Raw genomic sequence first — 21,108 nt, 5'->3', positions numbered from 1 at the left:
GTTGAAAATTCCATTGCTGTGCGGTCTTCAGCAATGTTTTTTATTTGTGTTCCACATCATCTCCTTTCTGTTTGTTACGGTGCAAGAAATATAAGGAGAATGGCGGATCAGACAATGAATGTTCTCTTGCCCCGTATGTAAGCTATACTTGCTAAGGTAAAACAAAATCCTTTAAGTGTTCCTGTTCATTCGGTGGCTGTGGCGGTATAGTAACTGCTTCGTCACTATCTCTTTGTTTAAGTTGATAAAATCTAACATCCTCAACCACTATCTCTGTCATAAAAATCTTAGTGCTTTCCTCATTTACAAATGACCTTGTTTGAATACGGCCAGTGGCACCGATTAATGAACCTTTACCGCAATATTTAACGATATTCTCTGCAAGCCTTCCCCAAGCTGTACAGAAAACAAAATCTGTATCTACTTCCCCTTGATTGTTTTTAAAATTACGATTAATGGCTAGTGAGAAATGAGTTTGCACACGATTTCCAGATAAGTAACGTAACACCGGGTCTTTTGTAAACCTTCCAACCAATCCGACTTGATTCATTCATTCACCTCCTTTGCTTTTGATTGCTCTCATCTTACAAAATGATTCGGGTATTCGCAAAAATCAATATTGTTAATTTCCTTCAGTTTTTGTGCATAAATTGGGTAAATCGGCATTTTTATTTTTCTATTTTTTATTAATTTTCTAGCTGAATGCTTTAGGCTGTAATGGCAAATACTATTCCATGAAATCTGCAATTTCGCAGTTTTTGAAAAACCGTCACAGGTGCGCATCACAAACAACAGCTGTCTCATGTGTTATACTAAAAGAATGACAGACTTAGGAGGAATATACATATTGAAAACCTTTAAAATGCTTTCCTTTGACCTTGTCACGAAAGATGGCGTGCAACCATTCCCTTTAATCGATGGCATCATTATTAATCAGGAAAATAGCCATCAATCTTGGGTACTTGAATTGTTTATGGAAAAACAATATCGCTCAACCTTTGATGAGCTCTTAGCGAATGCTACAGTCTTCAATGTACGTGCAGTTATTTCATTCCCAGATAATGAACCCGCTCCTTTTCAGGTGATCGTACATACTGTTGAAGATATCGGTGATCATGTTTCAGTACTATTAAAAGGTACGCTTAAAATTAAACGATCAAAATATGCAGAACAATTACTTTCCGAGCTACTTGCTGAGGGTGTTTCTTTAGAGGATTTACTGGATCGCTTTACACAAGATATGAAAAAGCGACCAAAATTAAAAAATGACTAGCGATGCTAATTTTTGCATCGCTTTTTTTGTTGGACAAGCAGTAATTTTTTTGTACAATACAATTTAAAAAAGGAGGGTTACATTTGGCGGTTGCAATAAGGAAGAAGCCTTTAAAATTATTATGGCTTGAGGCTTTGATGAGGCGCCTTTTAAAGGATGATGTAGAATTTCATTATTATCAAGAGCAGTATCGTCGACTAGATGCAGGGTTTGCTGGCGAACAAAAAGTTGATCGCGTATGGCATGAATTAATATACCCAAATACCTTTTTTGTCTTACATAATTTATGTCTTATGAACTCGGCTCAACATCTGCATCAGATTGATACGCTTTTTATTTGTCCTCATTTTATGTTGGTTGTAGAAATCAAAAACATACATGGTCGTCTTGAATTTGATCAACACACACATCAATGCATACGCACAAAGGTTGATGGTACTGTTGAAGGATTTCCAAATGCTCTTACTCAAACTGAGCGTCATAGGGGATTTCTTAAAAATCTTATTGCAAGTTATTCCCTTCCTGTTGAAGGGGCTGTTGTTATAGCAAATCCTTCCACAATCATCGTCAATTCAACTAGTACTCTCCCCATTTTTCATGCGTCCGGTCTTCATAAGTATCTCCAGTCGCTTTTTAAAAAGCACCCTAAAAAATTAATGACGGATAATCATTTAACCCAATTAGTGAACGCGCTACTTTCTAAACAGATGATTCCTCAAATTCATACATCGATTTCCCCATCACGATTTCGACACGGTGTTCTTTGTCCAAAATGTACCTATCAAAATAATATGTACTTTCATCGTGGCATTTGGAAATGTTCATTTTGTCATTATAGAAGTATAGAAATTTTCGCAGAGGCTATGCTTGATTATCGGTTATTGATTAGTCATTCTATTACCAATAAACAGTTACGAGCGTTTTTTAGAATTAATTCTAGCGATGCAGCTACTCGATTGCTACGGAAGTTTCAGTTTCCATATACCGGTACCTATAAGAATCGTGTTTACCATTTACCTGAAAACTTACTGGAGCATATGAAGAATTTTTTTTGATGGGGGTTTTGCTTAGCTTGCAGGTATTCACTTTGCTTCAGCGGGTATTCACTTCGCTTCCGCGGGTATTCACTTTGCTTTCGCGGGTATTCACTTCGCTTTCGCGGGTATTCACTTTGCTTTCGCGGGTATTCACTTCGCTTTCGCGGGTATTCACTCTGCTTTCGCGGGTATTCACTTCGCTTTCGCGGGTATTCACTCTGCTTTCGCGGGTATTCACTTCGCTTTCCTCTAAATTGAAAAAAGAGTGTTTTCCGCAGAGGAAACACTCTTTTTATGTTATCGGTTGTTCATACCATCACGGTATTTTTCAGTGTTGTTTACTTTATCGTCGACAACATCATTTTTATTGTTACCGTTCATGTTGTCATTACGTTCAACACCATTTACACCGTTTGCATTTGGTGTGTTGTCATAGCCGTTTGTGCCGTTCATATCGGCATTTGAACCAGGTGTTGTTGCTTCAGGTAATGTTGTATTATCGTTAACAGTACCTCGATCTACACCATTCCCATTTACATTATTGCGATCGTATGCATCATCACGATTATTCGGATCTAATGCGTCTTCGACATCGTCGACTCCTCGACGTACGTCATTCTCGACTTCTCGAACAGGGTGATCTTCTACTGCATTATTTCCCCAGTTACAACCTCCAAGGAATGCAGTTGCAAGAATGATGGTTAAAAATGACATTTTCCACATAGTAAAAAACCTCCTTTCTTGGGTACTATGTCATCAAATACATCTACTGTATTTGTGATCCTACATAGATTGCCCGAGAAAGGAGGGAACTATCCGATTTTTGTACAAACTATTTTTGTTTTTCTTTTAATAACTGTTCAATATATGCTGCCTCTGCTTTACAGTCGTAGCTATAGTTTGTGCCTAGCTCTTTTTGCAATGCCTCGATTGTTTCGACTTGCTGTGCTGTTGGTTCTTCATTTAAAATTTTGGCAATAACCTCATCGATTTTTTGTGCCATTTCTTCATGAAACTGTGCGCTCATCAATGTATCAGAAGGGATTTTTTCGATCCACGCGGCATTCTCCTGAAAATAAGTCTGCCAGTTTGCAATGAAGTCTTCCATGGAAAAGCGCTCTTCATCCCAACCAATACTTGCTAAGTATGTTTCAAAAGATGTTGAAATCGAACGAGTAATGCTAATTTTAATACCTGAAGACAATTCCTTATACATCTTAATAATCCTCCTACGTTTGTAAAACCTAAAAATTACATCTATTTCAATTCACAATCGCTTATTTACCATCGCAATTTAAGAACCTACTAATCAATTTTTGACTTGACTTTATCTATTTTATATCTTTTGGTCTACAAATGCAAATTAAGCTTGTTTAGGCTGTTCAGGCCCAATGGCAAATAGAATATCGGCTTCACATACAAGTTCTCCATCTACCGTTGCTACACCATGACCTTTACCCATTGCGCCACGAAGTTTTACAAATTCTACTTCCAATTTAAGTTGGTCGCCAGGTACGACTTGACGCTTGAAACGACAATTATCAACACCCGTTAAAAATGCTAAACGACCCTTAAATTCTTCAGCATTTAATAAAGCCACTCCACCTACTTGAGCTAAAGCTTCCACAATTAACACACCCGGCATAACTGGATAACCTGGGAAGTGCCCATTAAAAAAATCTTCGTTGATTGAAACGTTTTTTAATCCTACTGCACGCTTCCCTTCTTCTAATTCAATGATGCGATCTACGAATAAAAAAGGATAGCGGTGTGGTAAAATTGCTTGAATTTGTTCTGCAGATAACATGTCATTTCCCCCTCAAAAATTAAGTATGTATACACAAAGTAAGGTAAAGAATAATGTTATTCTTTACCATTCATAATATCAAATATATGCTGCCATGTTTCTCGTTTAAAAATATCCATAGCATTGCCTTCTCCAATAACGCTAAAGCCAAACATTGCGCCTAATGCTGCGGCAACAACGACTAAAATGAGAACAATTACAATGCGTAACCAAATCGGAATCAGTCGGATTTGCACCCATCGAACCTCGCGTTGCTCTCCAGTCGAGCGGCTTTCTTTCTTTTCTGGTTGCGGTTGCGTATCGGTTTCTTGTGTCGGCACAGAACGTCGACGTGAATCGTTTGTCATAGATTGTACTCCTCTTCATTCCTTACTATGCGTTTTTGGATAACTTGCTATCGAATGCCATTAATTAGTCCAAGCATTTGATCTGCTAATGTCACCGCTCTTGCGTTGAATTGATAAGAACGTTGTGTTTGAATGAGTTCTGTCATTTCTTTCGAGAGGTTAACATTGGACATTTCTAGTGTACCACTTTGCATGCCAATTTGCTGACGGTTGGCTCCCACAAGCTCTGTCAAAACTTCCGCCTGCGTATAGCCAAGTTCAGCTAAATTATTAGGTAATCCCATATAAGAACCGGCAACATGCTCCATTAATTGCGGCTTTTGGAATTCTGTTACAGCTAAATTCGTACGAATTATATCTCCATTTGGATAAGCTGCTTCTAATACGCCACCATCTCGAACAGCAAACTTTTGAACCGTGTCGGGTAATGTAATAGCTTGTCCTGCAGCATTAGCTACTGGATATCCCTCTGCTGTTACAAGCATAACTGTTCCATTATTCAATGGAGATAAATAAAAGTCACCTTGTCGAGTATACACTGTTTCAGTTCCATTTTCACCATCTGGCATCAAAATATTGAAATATTGTTTCGCTTTTGTGAAAGCTAAGTCTAAATCACGATTAGTTGTTTGTAATGAACCTTGCTTTTCATTGGATTTAATTTGGCCGACCATTGCACCAGATCCATAGCGAATACCAACAGGTGTTTGTCGTTCTGCGCGATCCTGCTTATCATTATTAAATTGCTGATAAAGTAATTCATTAAAGGATGCTTCCTTTGTTTTATAGCCCGTTGTATTACTGTTAGCAATGTTATTACTAATTGTATCCAGTTTGTTTTGTAATTGCCCCATTGTGTTTGTAGCTGTAATCATTGTACGTAGCATTGATAAAAGCCTCCTGTTCGCCCATTAAATTTTTCCGATTTCATTCACAGCCTTCTCCATGCTACGATCATAAGCTTGTAATACTTTTTGGTTTGCTTCAAATGCACGGTAGGCAGTCATTAAATCTGTCATTGTGCGACTAGAATCTACGTTTGACCCTTCTAAAAAGTTTTGACGTAGTGTAAAGGAAACACCATTCGCTCCATAAGCTGTTGGCAAGTTCTCACCATTTTCTGTACGAATAAGGCCATTATCTTGTTTTTGTAGCATGTTCGGGTTAGCAGCAAATGATACACCAACACGAGCTACTTGTTGATTATTTACAAAGATAGCGCCACTTTCATCTAATCGGAAATCATCATTTGGTAGCTGGATACGTTGCCCAGCATCATTTAGTACATATAATCCTTGACCGTTAACTAAATAGCCTTGCCCATCTAATGTGAAATTACCATTACGTGTGTAAGCCTCACCACCAGCAGGATGTTCTAGTCGGAAGAAAATTGAACCCGTAACACCATCTTCATTTTGTGGTAAGTTTCCATTAATCAATGCCATATCTGTTGTAAAATCAGTGTTATAGATTTGGCCTTGTATGTAATTTGGTAATGTTTCTTGTAAATATGTCCCTGTATTTAAAGCTCCTACTTGACTCATATATTCAGCGCCGGCTTGTTGGTGAGCAGGAGCATTTGTTTTTCCAATGCTAGACATTAGCATATCTGGAAATGAGCGAATCGTAGATTGATCTGCCTTAAATCCTGGTGTATTCGCATTTGATAAATTATTGGTAAGTAATTCTGTTCTTCTTTGTTGCGTGATCATACCTGTTGCAACTGTATAAAATCCTTTAAACAAAGAAATCACCTCATTTTATTTTTATAAGGATGCTGGCACACGATCAATATTTTCAAGCATGATACCTGTACCAATGGCTACACAATCCATAGGTCTCTCTGCAATGAAAACAGGTACCTTTAGCTCTTCTATTAATAGCTGGTCCATTCCATGTAATAATGCACCACCACCAGTTATAATCACTCCACGATCAATGATATCGGCTGATAGTTCAGGTGGTGTTTTTTCTAAGACATTTTTAGCTGACTGGACAATCATGGCTACTGATTCATGTAGTGCACGTTCAATTTCTTCAGACTCAATTGTAATTGTACGTGGTAAACCCGTTACCATATCACGGCCACGAATATCCATTGTATCATTGCGACTACCTTTGAAAACTGTACCAATTGTCATTTTGATTGCCTCTGCAGTACGTTCCCCAATTAGCAATTTATATTCTTTTTTAATATATTGCAAAATATCGTTATCAAACACATCGCCTGCTACTTTAATGGATTCACTTGTTACGATATCACCCATTGATAGAACTGCGATATCTGTTGTTCCGCCCCCGATATCGACTACCATATTTCCACTTGGTTGGAAGATATCCATTCCAGCACCTATTGCTGCTACTTTTGGCTCTTCCTCTAAATATACTTTTTTACCACCGGATTTTTCAGCAGCTTCACGAATTGCCTTTTGTTCAACACTTGTAATATTCGTTGGACAACAAATTAATATGCGTGGTTTCGCCAAAAATCCTTTTACGTTTAATTTATTGATGAAATGTCTTAACATCGCCTCTGTCACATCAAAATCTGCAATGACTCCGTCTCTTAGTGGACGAATAGCTGTGATATTACCTGGCGTTCTCCCTACCATTTGGCGGGCTTCTTCCCCTACCGCTAATACTTTATTTGTCTTTTTATCGATCGCCACAACAGATGGTTCATTGAGGACGATCCCTTTCCCTTTAACGTGGATTAATACGTTCGCAGTCCCTAAGTCAATGCCAATATCTTTCGAAAACATTTTATAATTTCTCCTTCCCGCCAGTTCCAACTACATAACGTTCATTTTATCTCTTTATCTAGAATATTTTATCATATTCTATTGGTAATTTCACCTAAATTTAGTGAATAAGACTGTTTTCTTTTTACGCAGTGAACGGCTATAATATAGAATTACTATTCCTTAGAAAATCATCACTTATGCTTGTCCAACACAACAAAAAAGAACGAATCATTCTTGACTCGCTCTTTCTTTCCACTTGTTTTTCGTTGCTTCTCCTCCGCGAATATGACGTACGGCCTTATGGTAGGCGAGTATTTCTTTCACTTGGTCAGCTAATCCTTCATGAATTGTTGGTAATCGCTCTGTTAAATCCTTGTGCACCGTACTTTTTGAATAACCAGTCATTTTCGCGAGGACACGCACAGTCTCACGCGTCTCAATCAGTAATTCACCGAGGCGTATGCAGCGCTTCCGAATGTGCTCATGCACGTTCTTCGTCCTTTCCACACAATTTCACAAAATGCTTTGGCAATCAGATGCACATTTGCGCATTTCTTCACCTTATGTGAGGACAAAGCTATTCAGAACACGTTTTGCATTTTCTTGATAAAATGCTGACTTTTTATGCGTTACTAGCTTTTCTCATTAAAAAGCTAGTAATTTTTTCGGATTGATATATTTTCCGTTTTCAAGAATTTCGAAATGCATGTGGACGCCAGCCGCTTGATTCCACTCGTTGTCAGTCGCTTTTCCTAATGCTTGACCTTGTGTAACCTCATCGCCTTCTTTAACAGCGATATCCTTCACAGAACTATAATGTGTCTGCATACCATTTGGATGCTCGATCACGATCTTATTCCCTGTAAATGCGTCTAGTTTTACCTCTAGTACTTTACCACTCATTGCAGCTAGTACTTCAAATTCTTCTCCATTCATAGCAATAGAGATTCCAGAAGATGTAGTAAATGTTTGATTAAATACCATTAGTGCATTTTCGCGAGACTCTTCATTTGCTTCTAACTCGTAAAATTCTTGTAAGACTTGTACTTTACTAAAATTCTCTTCTTTGAATGGATACATCATGTTTTCTGTACGTGCATTCGTTTCCACTACAGGACCTGGATCTACTTCAGCTAAATCTGGTAAAGGAGCCTCTTCTACTTTTGATACGAGACTATTGTAACCAAATAACAATCCTGCTAGAACAAGTGCACCACCTGTGTAAACTACTGGCCAAAACCACGGTTTCTTTTGTAATTGGCCATTTTCCTTTTGATTTGGATCTTGGTTTTGAGAAGCTTTATTATTTTTATCCTCTCTCATTTTCATCACCTCTAGTTGCAGTGTGAACAACTAGAAGTTATTTTAAACATGCATCTATTTTTTTTATTTCAATATCTTGATAATAATAGTGTAAAATTTCGGCAGCTGTTTTCCCTTCATTTGCCATTGCCTCAGCTCCATATTGACTCATGCCCACTCCATGTCCATAACCTTGAGTTTTCACTTGAACCTTTCTTTTATTGGCATTAAAGATGATTGTGAAATCAGTTGATGGAATACCAAGGAGCGTTCTTACCTCTCTCCCTGTCCAGACGTTATTCCCTAGCTGTAAACGTTCTACTCGCCCAGAATCATTATAAAATAACTGAATACGATTAAAATCACTAGGTTGCCATTGTATAGGCCAGAGCTTATTCCATTGAGCTAAAGTCCATTCTTGTTCAGCCTCAAACTTAGGAGATGCTTGATCAGATATACTTGCAACACTTTGCAAATATGGTATATCATTTCCACCATATCCATAAGCGCTTTCTGTTTTACCATTGCTTGTTGAATGAAACATAGCTGTAATCAATTCATTATTATAAAGAATAACTTGTCCTTCTGTTTCATTGATAGCTTCGACAATTTTCTTTTCATTTCCCAGGAAATTGCTAGCCCAATTCGCCTTTCTTTGTTCTTCATCATAGAAGACTTGCTTTGCCACAGTTGGGGCGATCGCAATTTTACCGTAATTTGTCGTTTTCAACGCATATGTGCGTGCTGCAATAGCTTGTGCCTTCAGTGCCTCTTTTTTAAAAGAAACGGGCATTTCTGCAGCAACTACCCCTGTAATATACGTTTCCAAAGGGATTTTTTCTTCTTGCCCCTCCACTTCTATAAATATTTCACAAGCATTCTTATCACTAGCTTGAGGTATGATAGCCTCTTGTCTTTCACTAAACCCTACTAAAGGAAGCATATATAATGCCCCAATCAAGCAAATGACACCTATACTAATCATCCATTTTTTCATAAGGAATAATATGCTAAATTTCTTGTAGTTATGAGAAAACAAAAACCCTCTGCTTAAAAAAGCAAAGGGTTTTAAAATCTATTTAGTTTGTAGGCAATTCAACTGTTACATCTTCAATTGTCACTACTTCTTCTGTAATACGTTCAATATTAGCACCAAGAGATGCTAACTTTCCATGGAAATCAACATAACCACGATCTAAATGATGAAGTTTTGTGACACGTGTCATTCCTTCAGATACAAGACCCGCTAAAATTAATGCAGCCGCAGCTCGTAAATCCGTTGCCATTACCTCAGCTCCCTGAAGATCCACAGGCCCCTCGATAAACACAGAACGTCCCTCTATTTTAGCACCAGCATTCATGCGACGGAACTCCTCAACATGCATAAAACGGTTTTCGAATACCGTTTCTGTAATAATACTCGTACCTTCAGCAGTAAGCATTAACGCCATCATTTGTGATTGCATATCTGTTGGGAAACCAGGATGTGGCATTGTTTTGATATCAACTGCTTTTAGTGTTTGAGGAACTCGTACACGGATACCTTCATCCAACTCAGTAATTTCTACGCCCATCTCACGCATTTTAGCTATTAAAGCAGTCATATGCTCAGGAACTGCGTTTTCAATCACCACATCTCCTCTAGTAATAGCTGCTGCTACCATAAATGTACCAGCTTCAATACGGTCAGGAATAATATGATGCTCTACTCCATATAATGTATCGACTCCTTCGATACGAATCGTATTTGTCCCCGCACCGATTACACGGCCACCCATACTATTAATAAAGTTTGCAAGATCCACGATTTCAGGCTCTTTCGCTGCATTCTCAATTACAGTTGTCCCTTCAGCTAAAGATGCAGCTGTCATAATATTTTCAGTCGCCCCAACACTTGGGAAATCCAAATACACATTAGCCCCTTTTAAGCGACCCTCTGTCTTCGCCTCAACATAGCCATGGCCAAATGAAATTTTTGCACCCATTGCTTCAAAGCCTTTTAAGTGTAATTCAATCGGACGTGATCCAATTGCACAGCCTCCAGGAAGTGCTACACGTGCATAGCCATTACGAGCAAGTAGAGATCCCATTACTAAAATAGATGCACGCATTTTACTAACAAATTCAAATTGTGCTTCACTTGAAAGTTCTTTTGTTGCATCTATATATACGGCATTATCTTCAGGTATATATGTAACTGCTGCGTTTAAACTTTTAAGTACTTCATTTATTGTAAAGACGTCTGCTAAATTAGGGACTTCTTTAATTACATTTTCTCCTTTTGAAGCAAGTAAAGCTGCTGCAAGGATTGGTAACACTGCATTTTTTGCGCCCTCTACACGTACTTTTCCCTGTAGTTTTTGGCCGCCAGTCACTATTATTTTATCCACCCTATGTCCCTCCGAATTCAATCTATTAACCTACCAAATTTTTATTTTAATAAAGAAGTATAATGTCATAATCAGTAAACAAACAACTCTATAGTACAACTTTTCTAACGCTCGTTCAAGCGTCCAAATCACTATTTTAAGCTATTATTAGATTTTTTGCTATTTATTTATTGTACGCTGCTAATTTTTTTTTGTGAATGACCAATAACCCGTTCGCTTCTAATACATACCCAAAGATATATGAATAAAAAACAACTTTTCATTTTTTTCTATAAAAAATAAAGTGGTGGGCACCTATTATCGTACATTTATCAATGGGTATCTTGGTAGCTAATAGCGTGAAATTCATAAGAATTTAATGTATTAGCGTCTTTTTACATAGTTCAAAGGGCCACACAAATGGTATTATAAAGTCCTTTGAAGCATGTAGACCTATAAATTTATGAAAGAAAGAAAGAAAAAAATTCTTTAAAATAAATAAGGGAGTTTGCCTGACCAGCTAGATATTTGAAGAAAGAAATTTGATACTGCTGAGCCTATCGCAATACTAAGTAAAATATAAATGAGCTGAATTTGAAAAACTCGATTCTTTTTAAATAGTTTTTCGATCATAAAAGCTTGTAAGGCGTAAAAAGTAATAGCAATAAAAAACAGGTGAGATAAAATACCCAATAAAGCTTCTTGGCCAATCGCTTCATATATTTCCATGTAGCATCCTCCATTTCTCTATATTTATTCACCTTAAAAAACGGGCAGATGCGATATCTGCCCGTTAAAAATGAATTAGATATTACCCTCATGAACGTTGATACGATTCAACGCACGTTTTAATGCTAGGTCAGCACGTTTGAAATCAATGTTGTCTTGTTTACTTTGAAGACGTCCTTCAGCACGTTTAACGGCTTCTTTAGCACGTTGAACATCGATGCTTTCAGCAATTTCAGCAGACGGCGCTAAAATTGAGATTTTTTCTGGACGAACTTCAATGAAACCACCGCTTACAGCAACAATATCAGTCGAACCGTTTTCTTTTTTAAGCTTCACTGCACCAATTGCAAGTGGAGCAACCATTGGAATATGGCCTGCAAGAACACCGATTTCTCCTGAAGTTGTTTTAGCGATTACCATTGATACTTCAGAATCGTATACTGGGCCGTCGGGAGTGACAATATTGACTAGAACTGTCTTCATATTTTTTCCTCCTCGTCCCTAGTATTAAACCTCTACGCCCATGCTTTTCGCTTTTTCAACTACTTCATCAATTGAACCAACTAGACGGAAAGCATCTTCTGGTAGGTGATCCCATTTGCCATCAAGGATTTCCTTGAATGAACGAACAGTTTCTTTTACAGGTACATAAGAACCTTTTTGACCAGTGAATTGTTCCGCAACGTGGAAGTTTTGTGATAAGAAGAATTGAATACGACGAGCACGTTCTACTGTTTGTTTATCTTCATCAGATAACTCATCCATACCTAAGATTGCAATGATATCTTGTAATTCACGGTAACGTTGGATTGTACGTTGTACACCAGTAGCAATTGCGTAGTGCTCAGCGCCTACGATTTCAGGTGATAATGCACGAGAAGTCGAAGCTAATGGGTCAACCGCAGGGTAGATACCCATTTCAGATAATTTACGCTCAAGGTTAGTTGTTGCATCTAAGTGGGCGAAAGTTGTAGCCGGAGCCGGGTCAGTATAGTCATCGGCTGGTACATAAATCGCTTGAATAGAAGTTACAGATCCTTTGTTCGTAGATGTGATACGCTCTTGTAGTTTACCCATTTCAGTTGCAAGTGTTGGTTGGTAACCTACCGCAGAAGGCATACGACCTAATAGGGCAGAAACCTCAGAACCTGCTTGTGTGAAACGGAAGATATTGTCGATGAATAAAAGTACGTCTTGACCTTGCTCATCACGGAAGTATTCCGCCATTGTAAGACCAGTTAAAGCAACACGCATACGTGCACCAGGTGGCTCGTTCATTTGACCGAATACCATCGCTGTTTGCTTGATAACGCCTGAATCGCTCATTTCGAAGAATAAGTCGTTCCCTTCACGAGTACGCTCACCTACACCAGCGAATACAGAGATACCAGAGTGCTCTTGTGCGATATTGTTGATTAATTCTTGGATTAATACAGTTTTACCTACACCGGCACCACCGAATAGACCGATTTTACCACCTTTGATATATGGTGCAAGTAAGTCTACTACTTTGATACCTGTTTCAAGAATTTCAACTGTAGTTGAAAGATTCTCGAAAGTTGGTGCTTCACGGTGAATTGAATCACGACGTGCGTCTGCTGGAATCTCTTCACCTAAGTCAATTACTTCTCCAAGTACGTTGAATACACGACCTAGTGTAACTTCACCAACTGGTACTGAGATAGCTTTTCCTAAGTCTGTTACTTCTGCTCCACGTTGTAAGCCATCAGTAGATGACATCGCAATTGTACGAACAGAATCATCACCTAAATGAAGCGCAACTTCTAATGCAAGAATTGTTGGTTCTTCATTAGGACGTTCAATCTTAACTGTTAAAGCGTTATAGATTGCTGGTAATTGGCCATTGTCGAATTTAACGTCAACAACTGGACCCATTACTTGAATAACATGTCCTTTATTCATTACTGTGTACCCTCCTATCGTATTCTTATACGACATTGGGAAGCTGCTTGCCTATTCTAAGGCTGCAGCTCCACCAACGATTTCTGTAATTTCTTGTGTAATCGCCGCTTGACGTGCACGGTTATATTGCAAAGAAAGGTCTGAAATAAGATCAGTTGCGTTATCTGTTGCATTTTTCATAGCCGTCATACGAGAAGCATGTTCACTTGCTTTTCCATCTAATAATGCGCCATAAACTAAGCTTTCCGCATATTGTGGAAGTAACACTTCTAGAATTGCTTCGCCAGATGGCTCGAATTCATAAGAAGCAGTACCGCTTGCAGGGGCAATATCTGTTAATGGAAGAAGTTTTTTCTCTGTCACTTCGCTAGCAATAGCGCTGACAAAGTGATTATAGTACATATAAAGTTCGTCATACGTACCATCAATGAACATACCAACAGCATTACGAGCGATTTCTTTAATATCAGCAAATGTTGGTTGGTCAGGTAGACCGACAACATTACTGATGACATTATGATCACGTTTCACAAAGTAGTCACGAACAACACGACCTACTGCTAAAATAACGTATTCGTCTTTTGATTTATGACGCTCGTTAATCGTACGTTGTACTTGACGTAGGATACTTGAATTGTAAGCACCTGCAAGACCACGGTCAGAACCAATGACTAAGTAAGCCGTTTTCTTAACAGGACGAGCAGTTAACATTGGATGTCCGCTGTCTTTTGTCCCTGAAGCGATCGCGCCTACTACGTCCTGAATTTTTTCCATGTAAGGAACGTAAGCTTTAGCATTTTGCTCTGCACGACGTAACTTAGAAGAAGAAACCATCTGCATTGCTTTTGTAATTTGCTTCGTACTCTTTGTTGAAGTAATACGACCTTTAATTTCGCGTAAGTTTACCACTGGTATTTCACCACCTTCTGTTTTTTAATCAAGTGACTAGCTAAGACTTATTCTGATTTAGCGAAAGTTTTTTTGAATGCATTGATTGCTGCTTCATAATCCGCATCAGGAGCAAGCTCTTTAGTAGTACGAACATGATCTAAAACGTTTGTGTGGTTTGAATCTAACCAGCTTAAGAATTCTGATTCGAAGCGAACGATATCTTGTACTGGAATATCATCTAAATGACCTTTAGTTAATGCGTAAAGGATTGCAACTTGTTTTTCAACTTTTAGTGGTTTGTTAAGGTCTTGTTTAAGAACTTCAACCGTACGTTTACCACGCTCAAGTTTAGCAAGTGTTACTTTATCTAAATCTGAACCAAATTGAGCAAATGATTCAAGCTCACGGAATGCAGCTAAGTCAAGACGTAGTGTACCCGCAACTTTTTTCATTGCTTTAATTTGAGCAGATCCACCTACACGTGATACAGAAAGACCGGCGTTAATCGCTGGACGTACACCTGAGTTGAATAAGTCAGATTGTAAGAAGATTTGTCCATCAGTGATTGAGATTACGTTAGTTGGGATGTATGCAGAGATATCCCCAGCTTGTGTCTCAACGAATGGAAGAGCTGTAATTGAACCATTTTGATATGTTTCATTTAACTTCGCAGCACGTTCAAGTAAGCGGCTGTGTAAGTAGAAAACGTCACCAGGATATGCTTCACGACCTGGAGGACGGCGAAGAAGAAGTGAAAGTTCACGGTAAGCTGATGCTTGTTTAGAAAGATCATCATACACGATTAAAACGTGTTTACCTTGTAACATGAATTCTTCAGCCATAGATACACCAGCAAATGGTGCTAAGAATAATAATGGAGCTGGTTGAGAAGCAGAAGCTGTCACAACGATTGTGTAATCTAAAGCGCCATGTTTACGAAGAGTTTCTACAACACCACGTACAGTAGATTCTTTTTGACCGATTGCTACGTAGATACAAATCATGTTTTGGTCATTTTGGTTAAGAATTGTATCGATAGCTACAGATGTTTTACCAGTTTGACGGTCACCGATGATTAACTCACGTTGACCACGACCGATTGGTACTAATGCGTCAATCGCTTTAATACCAGTTTGTAGTGGTTCGTGTACTGATTTACGAGCCATTACACCGAAAGCTGGACTTTCGATTGGACGAGATTTTGTAGTGTTGATAGGACCTTGTCCATCCACTGGTTGTCCAAGTGGGTTTACAACACGACCAATTAGTTCTTCACCAACTGGTACTTCCATGATACGACCTGTACGACGAACTTCATCGCCTTCTTTGATGTCAGTGTATGGACCTAAGATTACGATACCAACGTTACCTTCTTCTAGGTTTTGAGCCATACCCATAACACCATTAGAGAACTCTAGTAGTTCTCCAGCCATGGCGTTGTCGAGGCCATGAGCAAGAGCAATACCGTCACCAATACGGATAACTGTACCAACTTCGCTTACTTTAAGTTCAGATTCATAATTCTCAATCTGTTGTTTAATCAGACTGCTGATTTCTTCAGCCTTGATGCCCATGTATGTCACCTCTCACATTTCTAAATTATTAACCGATTAATTCACGTTTTAGACGCTCTAGTTTGTTTGCTACTGAGCTATCATAAATATGGTTACCGATTTGAACACGAATACCACCAAGTAAAGATGGATCAACTTCGTTTGTAATATTTAAAGATTGTTTTCCAACAAGTTTCGCGAACGCTGCTGAAATATTAGCGCTTTCTTCTGCAGAAAGTGCACGTGTTGAAAATACTGTTGCATCTGCAGTGCCTTGTGCTTGCGCAGCAAGTTCAGCATATGCCTTAGCAATTTGTGTCATCTCGTTTACACGTTTTTTCTCAACTAGAAGTTGAACAGTGTGTAAAACTTCTGGTGTTGCACCATTAAAGATATCAGCTACCATTTGTTTTTTTCGTTCGACGGAGAACTTAGGTGCATTTAAAAGCGTTAAAAAATCAGGAGATTCTTTTACTACTTTTGTTAGTTCACTTAAGTCTGCTCCAACTTCAGTAAGAATATTTTTTTGTTGCGCCAATTCAAAAAGCGCTTGAGCGTAACGTTTTGCTACAGTTGAATTACTCATCGAGCTTCCCCTGCCTTCGCAATCGTCTCTTCAATTAGAGCACGGTTGTCTGCCTCAGAAATCTCTTTGCTAAGGACTTTAGATGCTGCAAGTACAGATAATGAAACGACTTCATCACGTACAGCTGCAATAGCTTTTTCTTTTTCAGACTCAATTTCACGTAAAGCCGATTCTTTTAAGCGGTTTGCTTCATTACGAGCTACAGTAAGAATTTCTTCTTTTTGTAATTCGCCTTGCTTTTTAGCGCCCTCAACAATCGATTGTGCTTCTGTACGAGCTTCCTTAAGAAGGCTCTTTTGTTCTTCTAAAAATTGGTGCGATTCTTTGCGCGCTTTTTCAGCTGCTTCGATTTCACTCGCTACTAATTCTTCACGTTGTTGCATGATGCCCATAAGTGGACCCCAAGCGAATTTCCTAAGTAGTAACATTAATCCGATGAAAATAACTAATGTTGCGATGATATCTCCACTATTAAATCCAGCGCCTGCACCTAGTACAAGATTATCTAAAAACACGATTGTTTCACTCCCTTCAAGAGCTTTAACTTCAACATAATTTAGTTACTTAAAAAACTACCTATTTTAAAAAGCTATATTTGCACATAGCTTTTATCTGTTCCAAAATGAAGGGCGAAGTTTCATCTGGAGAATCCTGCTTCGCCACTAGTAAAATTCAGTGTTCAACTGAATTATTTGTTCATAACGATGAATGCTACTACTACTGCGATGATCGGTAGGGCCTCAACTAATGCAACCCCGATGAACATTGTAGTTTGAAGAACGCCACGAGCTTCTGGTTGACGAGCGATACCTTCTACTGTTTTTGATACGATAAGACCGTTACCAATACCTGCACCAAGTGCACCTAAACCGATTGCGATTGCTGCTGCTAATAAACCTAATGAACCTGTCATTTGAAAATTTCCTCCTTGGAATTGTTTGTTTTTGTAGTTCAAGCATAGTATATATGCTTTATATTAATGGTCATCGCTCACTTTATGAGCCATGTAAACCATTGTTAACATTGTGAAGATAAAGGCTTGGATAAAGCCGATGAAAATTGAGAAACCTTGCCATGCCATCATAGGAACGATTGCTCCGATGAATCCCATGGCACCTGATGATGCTAAACCTGCAAGTAAGGCTAGTAAAATCTCACCTGCGTAAATGTTACCGTAAAGACGTAGACCTAATGTTAATGTGTTTGCAAATTCTTCTACTATTTTAAGTGGGAACATGAATGACATTGGTTTAAAGAATGTACCAACATAATGACCTGAACCCTTCATTTTTACACCATAGAAGTGCGTTAAGACTAATATCATTGCTGCTAACGTCATTGTTACTGTAGGGTCAGCTGTTGGTGATTTCCACCATAGCGTGTGGTCATAGATGATAGAAAAAGGAAGACCCAATAAGTTAGATACTGCGATAAACATAATTAACGTAATACCTAAAACATGGAATCGTCCACCAGTTTTCCAATCCATGTTGCTTTTGATGATATTCTTTACGAAATCCATAATCCATTCCATAAAGTTTTGCATACCAGTTGGTTTTAGTTTTAGACTTCTAGTTGAAATAAAGGCAATTAAAAATACGATAATTGCTGCAACTAGTAACATCATAACTGTTGATAAGTTAAATGTTAAAAAACCGACTTCTAGTAACGGAGCTTTGTGATCCATTGTTATTTTTTCACCTCTCTTTCTAATTTAAAGCACATTAGCGGTTCCTTACATGTGACACAATTCTCTCGACAAAGAGAAAAACGTACGGAATCATTAGCCCTATAACCGTGCTAATTAAGTGAAAATAGTTTGGCAACGAAATGGCTATTGCGACTGCCGCAACACCTGATCCAAAGCGAAGCGCTGTACCAAGTGAGCCTATTTTCTTCCCTTCACTAATGGATCTGTCAAACTTCTCCATACGCCGAACTAAAATCCAAAAATTATACGTACCAAAGAATGCACCGACTGCGATGCCCGCAAAAACAGTTTGATAGGGGGTAAATCCCCAGCCTAATGCGCAGAGTGCAAGCAAAAAAAATAACGCCCTCTTCTGCACAGCAAAAATGTGATGCAAATCTAGCATTGGTTGTAATCTCCTGAATCATTTTTTCGAGTAATGAAAACGTTTGCTGACCACTATGTGAAATCAGAAAAGAGCAGTGAAAAGCACTACTCACAGCGGAATAGTAATGGGAGAGTCATTTCAATTACAGGTGTAAATGCCCAAAAAAATAACTTACACCCCTTACCGACTCGGTAAAAACCGAAACGCACAAAACGTTGCAAATCGACAGTTTTATTTTGAACTGTCAATTTAGTAGAAAGTTGATATAACAAGTGTTTCAACGTCCTATTTATGAACAGAAACCCTTATCATTCTTACCCTTTGTAAGCATACAATAGGTGATATTTGAAGTCAATTGGTAAAGGAGAAAAACTTCACAGCCTCTATACTCTTGTCAAATTGTTGACAAATTTGTGTATGAAATTTCATAGTTTCAAAATTTCTCAACCTTCTCACGCATAAAAAAAGCTAATTTACGACAAGATTATGCTCGTAAATTAGCTTACCCATTTCAACAGGTACATTAGACTTATTTTTAATATAAAATATAGTATATTAATTAGTTTTTTGTAAAAATCCTAGCAATGCTTCAACAATACGCTTAGATGCATGTCCATCCCCATATGGATTTGATGCTTTAGCCATTGCTTCATAGGCATTATTATCTGTTAGTAATTCCTTTGCTAAGGCGTAAATTGTTTCTTCTTCTGTTCCTGCTAGCTTTAATGTTCCTGCTGCAATCCCCTCTGGGCGTTCTGTCGTATCTCTTAGAACAAGCACTGGCTTCCCTAATGAAGGTGCCTCTTCTTGTACACCGCCCGAATCTGTTAAGATCATATATGAATTTGCTGCAAAGTTATGGAAATCAAATACTTCAAGAGGCTCAATTAAATGCACTCGTTTATTATTCCCTAAAATTTCATTAGCAATTTCTCTTACAGCCGGATTCATATGAACAGGATAAACAACTTGAACATCCTCATGTTCTGCGAGTATTCTGGTAATCGCTTTAAACATATGGCGCATTGGTTCACCAAGATTTTCGCGACGATGTGCCGTTAATAAAATCATGCGATCCTCGCCAATTTTATCTAGTACAGGATGCGTGTAGTGTTCACTGACTGTTGTTGCTAATGCATCTATTGCTGTATTACCTGTAACAAAAATCGTCGCTGGATTTTTATTCTCATCTAAAAGATTCTTTTTAGATACTTCAGTTGGCGCAAAATGCAAATCAGCCATCACGCCTGTTAGTTGGCGATTCATTTCCTCTGGATATGGTGAATATTTGTTCCATGTTCGCAGTCCCGCTTCTACATGTCCTATAGCAATTTGGTTATAGAACGCAGCGAGACTTGCAATGAAAGTCGTTGCTGTATCACCATGTACCAAAACGATATCTGGTTGTGCTTCCTTCATTACTTTATCTAAACCCTGTAATGCGTTTGTCGTTACATCTATTAATGTTTGGCGATCCTTCATTATATTTAAGTCATAGTTTGGTGTAATACTAAACGTCTCTAATACTTGATCGAGCATTTGGCGATGCTGTGCTGTTACAGTTACAATAGATTCTATTTGCTTAGGATACTTTTGTAACTCCAAAACAAGAGGAGCCATTTTAATTGCTTCTGGTCTTGTACCAAAAATCGTCATTACTTTCCATTTTTTTGTCAAAACGATCTGCACCGTCCTTTTTGTTATTGTATGGTAAGGTAAATCTCCCATCGACGAGAGATTACTTACCTACACATACTATGAAACGCCCTTCAATTTGAAGGACGCTTTCACAAGTTATTAGTTTCCTAAATGAGGAAATTTCATGTATGGGTGTTTATTTTGTACCGAATAGACGGTCTCCGGCATCACCTAAGCCTGGTACAATATAACCATGGTCATTTAATTTTTCATCAAGTGCAGCAATGTAAATATCTACATCCGAATGTTCTTCTTGAATAGCTTTTACACCCTCTGGTGCAGCGATTAAGCACATGAATTTAATGTTTTTAGCTCCACGTTTTTTCAGTGAATGAATTGCCTCCACTGCAGAACCACCAGTTGCAAGCATTGGATCTACAATGATGAAATCACGTTCTTCAACATCTGCAGGAAGTTTTGCGTAATATTCAACTGGTTTTAATGTTTCTGGATCACGATAAAGACCAATATGACCAACTTTTGCAGCAGGGATAAGCTTTAATACACCATCTACCATACCGATACCTGCACGTAGAATCGGTACGATTGCAAGTTTTTTACCAGAAAGTACTTTTGTTTTTGCAATTGTTACAGGTGTTTCAATTTCAATTTCCTCTACTGGCATATCACGTGTAATTTCAAATGCCATTAGTGTTGCCACTTCGTCTACTAACTCACGAAATTCTTTTGTTCCTGTATTCTTGTCGCGAATATAAGTTAATTTGTGTTGGATTAGTGGATGATCAAATACATAGACTTTGCTCAAAGGGA

The 21,108-nt window shown here is 38.3% G+C and carries 27 protein-coding genes; 2 read left to right on the top strand and 25 right to left on the bottom strand.

Annotated elements, in window-relative coordinates:
• Positions 1-151: 151 nt before the first annotated feature.
• The gene (locus HCH28_RS01885) at positions 152-550 is read right to left on the bottom strand and encodes a single-stranded DNA-binding protein (RefSeq protein WP_004269495.1); all 399 of its coding nucleotides are present in this window, start codon (positions 548-550) and stop codon (positions 152-154) included.
• Positions 551-847: 297 nt separating this feature from the next.
• On the opposite strand from HCH28_RS01885, the gene HCH28_RS01880 reads away from it, so the two are divergent.
• Positions 848-1,273 carry a YwpF family protein gene (locus HCH28_RS01880; RefSeq protein WP_202342006.1) on the top strand — a complete coding sequence of 142 codons (426 nt, stop codon included), beginning with the start codon at positions 848-850 and terminating at the stop codon, positions 1,271-1,273.
• An 83-nt stretch (positions 1,274-1,356) separates the two neighbouring features.
• The gene (locus HCH28_RS24805; protein WP_255600404.1) at positions 1,357-2,328 is read left to right on the top strand and encodes a nuclease-related domain-containing protein; all 972 of its coding nucleotides are present in this window, start codon (positions 1,357-1,359) and stop codon (positions 2,326-2,328) included.
• 37 nt (positions 2,329-2,365) lie between these two features.
• Here the strand turns inward: HCH28_RS24805 and HCH28_RS01870 are convergent, their stop codons facing one another.
• The 24 genes from HCH28_RS01870 to upp all read right to left on the bottom strand — a co-directional run bounded on the left by HCH28_RS01870 (position 2,366) and on the right by upp (position 21,103).
• A complete protein-coding gene (locus tag HCH28_RS01870; RefSeq protein ID WP_221679384.1) occupies positions 2,366-2,548 on the bottom strand; it encodes a hypothetical protein in 183 nt (60 codons plus the stop codon).
• Positions 2,549-2,607: 59 nt separating this feature from the next.
• A complete protein-coding gene (locus HCH28_RS01865; protein ID WP_221679383.1) occupies positions 2,608-3,033 on the bottom strand; it encodes a hypothetical protein in 426 nt (141 codons plus the stop codon).
• Positions 3,034-3,142: 109 nt separating this feature from the next.
• The gene (locus tag HCH28_RS01860) at positions 3,143-3,526 is read right to left on the bottom strand and encodes a hypothetical protein (protein ID WP_221679381.1); all 384 of its coding nucleotides are present in this window, start codon (positions 3,524-3,526) and stop codon (positions 3,143-3,145) included.
• A gap of 147 nt (positions 3,527-3,673) precedes the next feature.
• Entirely contained in the window at positions 3,674-4,117 is a 444-nt protein-coding gene (gene fabZ, locus HCH28_RS01855) for a 3-hydroxyacyl-ACP dehydratase FabZ (protein ID WP_009371926.1), read from the bottom strand.
• A 56-nt stretch (positions 4,118-4,173) separates the two neighbouring features.
• Positions 4,174-4,464, bottom strand: a complete 291-nt coding sequence (locus tag HCH28_RS01850) for a DNA-directed RNA polymerase subunit beta (protein ID WP_221679379.1) — start codon at positions 4,462-4,464, stop codon at positions 4,174-4,176.
• A gap of 47 nt (positions 4,465-4,511) precedes the next feature.
• Positions 4,512-5,351, bottom strand: coding sequence for a flagellar hook-basal body protein (locus tag HCH28_RS01845; protein WP_221679377.1), 840 nt, complete (start codon positions 5,349-5,351; stop codon positions 4,512-4,514).
• Between the two features lie 24 nt (positions 5,352-5,375).
• A complete protein-coding gene (locus HCH28_RS01840) occupies positions 5,376-6,209 on the bottom strand; it encodes a flagellar hook-basal body protein (protein WP_221679375.1) in 834 nt (277 codons plus the stop codon).
• Positions 6,210-6,230: 21 nt separating this feature from the next.
• On the bottom strand, positions 6,231-7,226 hold the full coding sequence (gene mreB, locus HCH28_RS01835; RefSeq protein ID WP_004269486.1) for a rod shape-determining protein: 996 nt from the start codon (positions 7,224-7,226) through the stop codon (positions 6,231-6,233).
• 210 nt (positions 7,227-7,436) lie between these two features.
• Positions 7,437-7,697: a sporulation transcriptional regulator SpoIIID gene (locus HCH28_RS01830; protein ID WP_004269485.1), complete on the bottom strand. Its 261-nt coding sequence runs from the start codon at positions 7,695-7,697 to the stop codon at positions 7,437-7,439.
• A gap of 156 nt (positions 7,698-7,853) precedes the next feature.
• Positions 7,854-8,531, bottom strand: a complete 678-nt coding sequence (locus tag HCH28_RS01825) for a M23 family metallopeptidase (protein WP_004269484.1) — start codon at positions 8,529-8,531, stop codon at positions 7,854-7,856.
• Positions 8,532-8,568: 37 nt separating this feature from the next.
• On the bottom strand, positions 8,569-9,507 hold the full coding sequence (gene spoIID, locus HCH28_RS01820) for a stage II sporulation protein D (protein WP_221679374.1): 939 nt from the start codon (positions 9,505-9,507) through the stop codon (positions 8,569-8,571).
• An 82-nt stretch (positions 9,508-9,589) separates the two neighbouring features.
• Positions 9,590-10,900 carry a UDP-N-acetylglucosamine 1-carboxyvinyltransferase gene (murA, locus tag HCH28_RS01815; RefSeq protein ID WP_036076091.1) on the bottom strand — a complete coding sequence of 437 codons (1,311 nt, stop codon included), beginning with the start codon at positions 10,898-10,900 and terminating at the stop codon, positions 9,590-9,592.
• 468 nt (positions 10,901-11,368) lie between these two features.
• On the bottom strand, positions 11,369-11,608 hold the full coding sequence (locus tag HCH28_RS01810) for a DUF1146 family protein (RefSeq protein WP_004269481.1): 240 nt from the start codon (positions 11,606-11,608) through the stop codon (positions 11,369-11,371).
• A gap of 75 nt (positions 11,609-11,683) precedes the next feature.
• Positions 11,684-12,091 (bottom strand): F0F1 ATP synthase subunit epsilon, encoded by a 408-nt coding sequence (locus tag HCH28_RS01805; protein ID WP_004269480.1) that lies wholly within the window; start codon positions 12,089-12,091, stop codon positions 11,684-11,686.
• A 24-nt stretch (positions 12,092-12,115) separates the two neighbouring features.
• A complete protein-coding gene (gene atpD, locus HCH28_RS01800) occupies positions 12,116-13,531 on the bottom strand; it encodes a F0F1 ATP synthase subunit beta (protein ID WP_004269479.1) in 1,416 nt (471 codons plus the stop codon).
• A 51-nt stretch (positions 13,532-13,582) separates the two neighbouring features.
• Positions 13,583-14,440, bottom strand: coding sequence for an ATP synthase F1 subunit gamma (atpG, locus tag HCH28_RS01795; RefSeq protein WP_004269478.1), 858 nt, complete (start codon positions 14,438-14,440; stop codon positions 13,583-13,585).
• Positions 14,441-14,487: 47 nt separating this feature from the next.
• Positions 14,488-15,996: a F0F1 ATP synthase subunit alpha gene (atpA, locus tag HCH28_RS01790; RefSeq protein WP_004269477.1), complete on the bottom strand. Its 1,509-nt coding sequence runs from the start codon at positions 15,994-15,996 to the stop codon at positions 14,488-14,490.
• 28 nt (positions 15,997-16,024) lie between these two features.
• Positions 16,025-16,561, bottom strand: coding sequence for a F0F1 ATP synthase subunit delta (locus tag HCH28_RS01785; RefSeq protein WP_036076089.1), 537 nt, complete (start codon positions 16,559-16,561; stop codon positions 16,025-16,027).
• Positions 16,558-17,076, bottom strand: a complete 519-nt coding sequence (gene atpF / locus HCH28_RS01780; RefSeq protein WP_004269475.1) for a F0F1 ATP synthase subunit B — start codon at positions 17,074-17,076, stop codon at positions 16,558-16,560. Before atpF ends, HCH28_RS01785 begins: the two co-directional genes overlap by 4 nt.
• A gap of 173 nt (positions 17,077-17,249) precedes the next feature.
• Complete coding sequence (gene atpE, locus HCH28_RS01775) at positions 17,250-17,474, bottom strand: F0F1 ATP synthase subunit C (protein ID WP_004269474.1); 225 nt, start codon at positions 17,472-17,474, stop codon at positions 17,250-17,252.
• A gap of 63 nt (positions 17,475-17,537) precedes the next feature.
• The gene (atpB, locus tag HCH28_RS01770) at positions 17,538-18,248 is read right to left on the bottom strand and encodes a F0F1 ATP synthase subunit A (protein ID WP_221679373.1); all 711 of its coding nucleotides are present in this window, start codon (positions 18,246-18,248) and stop codon (positions 17,538-17,540) included.
• Between the two features lie 37 nt (positions 18,249-18,285).
• Entirely contained in the window at positions 18,286-18,657 is a 372-nt protein-coding gene (locus HCH28_RS01765) for an ATP synthase subunit I (protein WP_004269472.1), read from the bottom strand.
• Positions 18,658-19,194: 537 nt separating this feature from the next.
• Positions 19,195-20,316 carry a non-hydrolyzing UDP-N-acetylglucosamine 2-epimerase gene (gene wecB / locus HCH28_RS01760; RefSeq protein WP_004269471.1) on the bottom strand — a complete coding sequence of 374 codons (1,122 nt, stop codon included), beginning with the start codon at positions 20,314-20,316 and terminating at the stop codon, positions 19,195-19,197.
• Between the two features lie 157 nt (positions 20,317-20,473).
• Positions 20,474-21,103 carry a uracil phosphoribosyltransferase gene (upp, locus tag HCH28_RS01755; RefSeq protein ID WP_004269470.1) on the bottom strand — a complete coding sequence of 210 codons (630 nt, stop codon included), beginning with the start codon at positions 21,101-21,103 and terminating at the stop codon, positions 20,474-20,476.
• Positions 21,104-21,108 lie beyond the last annotated feature (5 nt).

The sequence above is a fragment of the Lysinibacillus sp. K60 genome, assembly GCF_019731275.1.
GTDB classification, from domain to species: domain Bacteria; phylum Bacillota; class Bacilli; order Bacillales_A; family Planococcaceae; genus Lysinibacillus; species Lysinibacillus capsici.
This window is presented reverse-complemented; position numbering and strand designations above follow the sequence as displayed.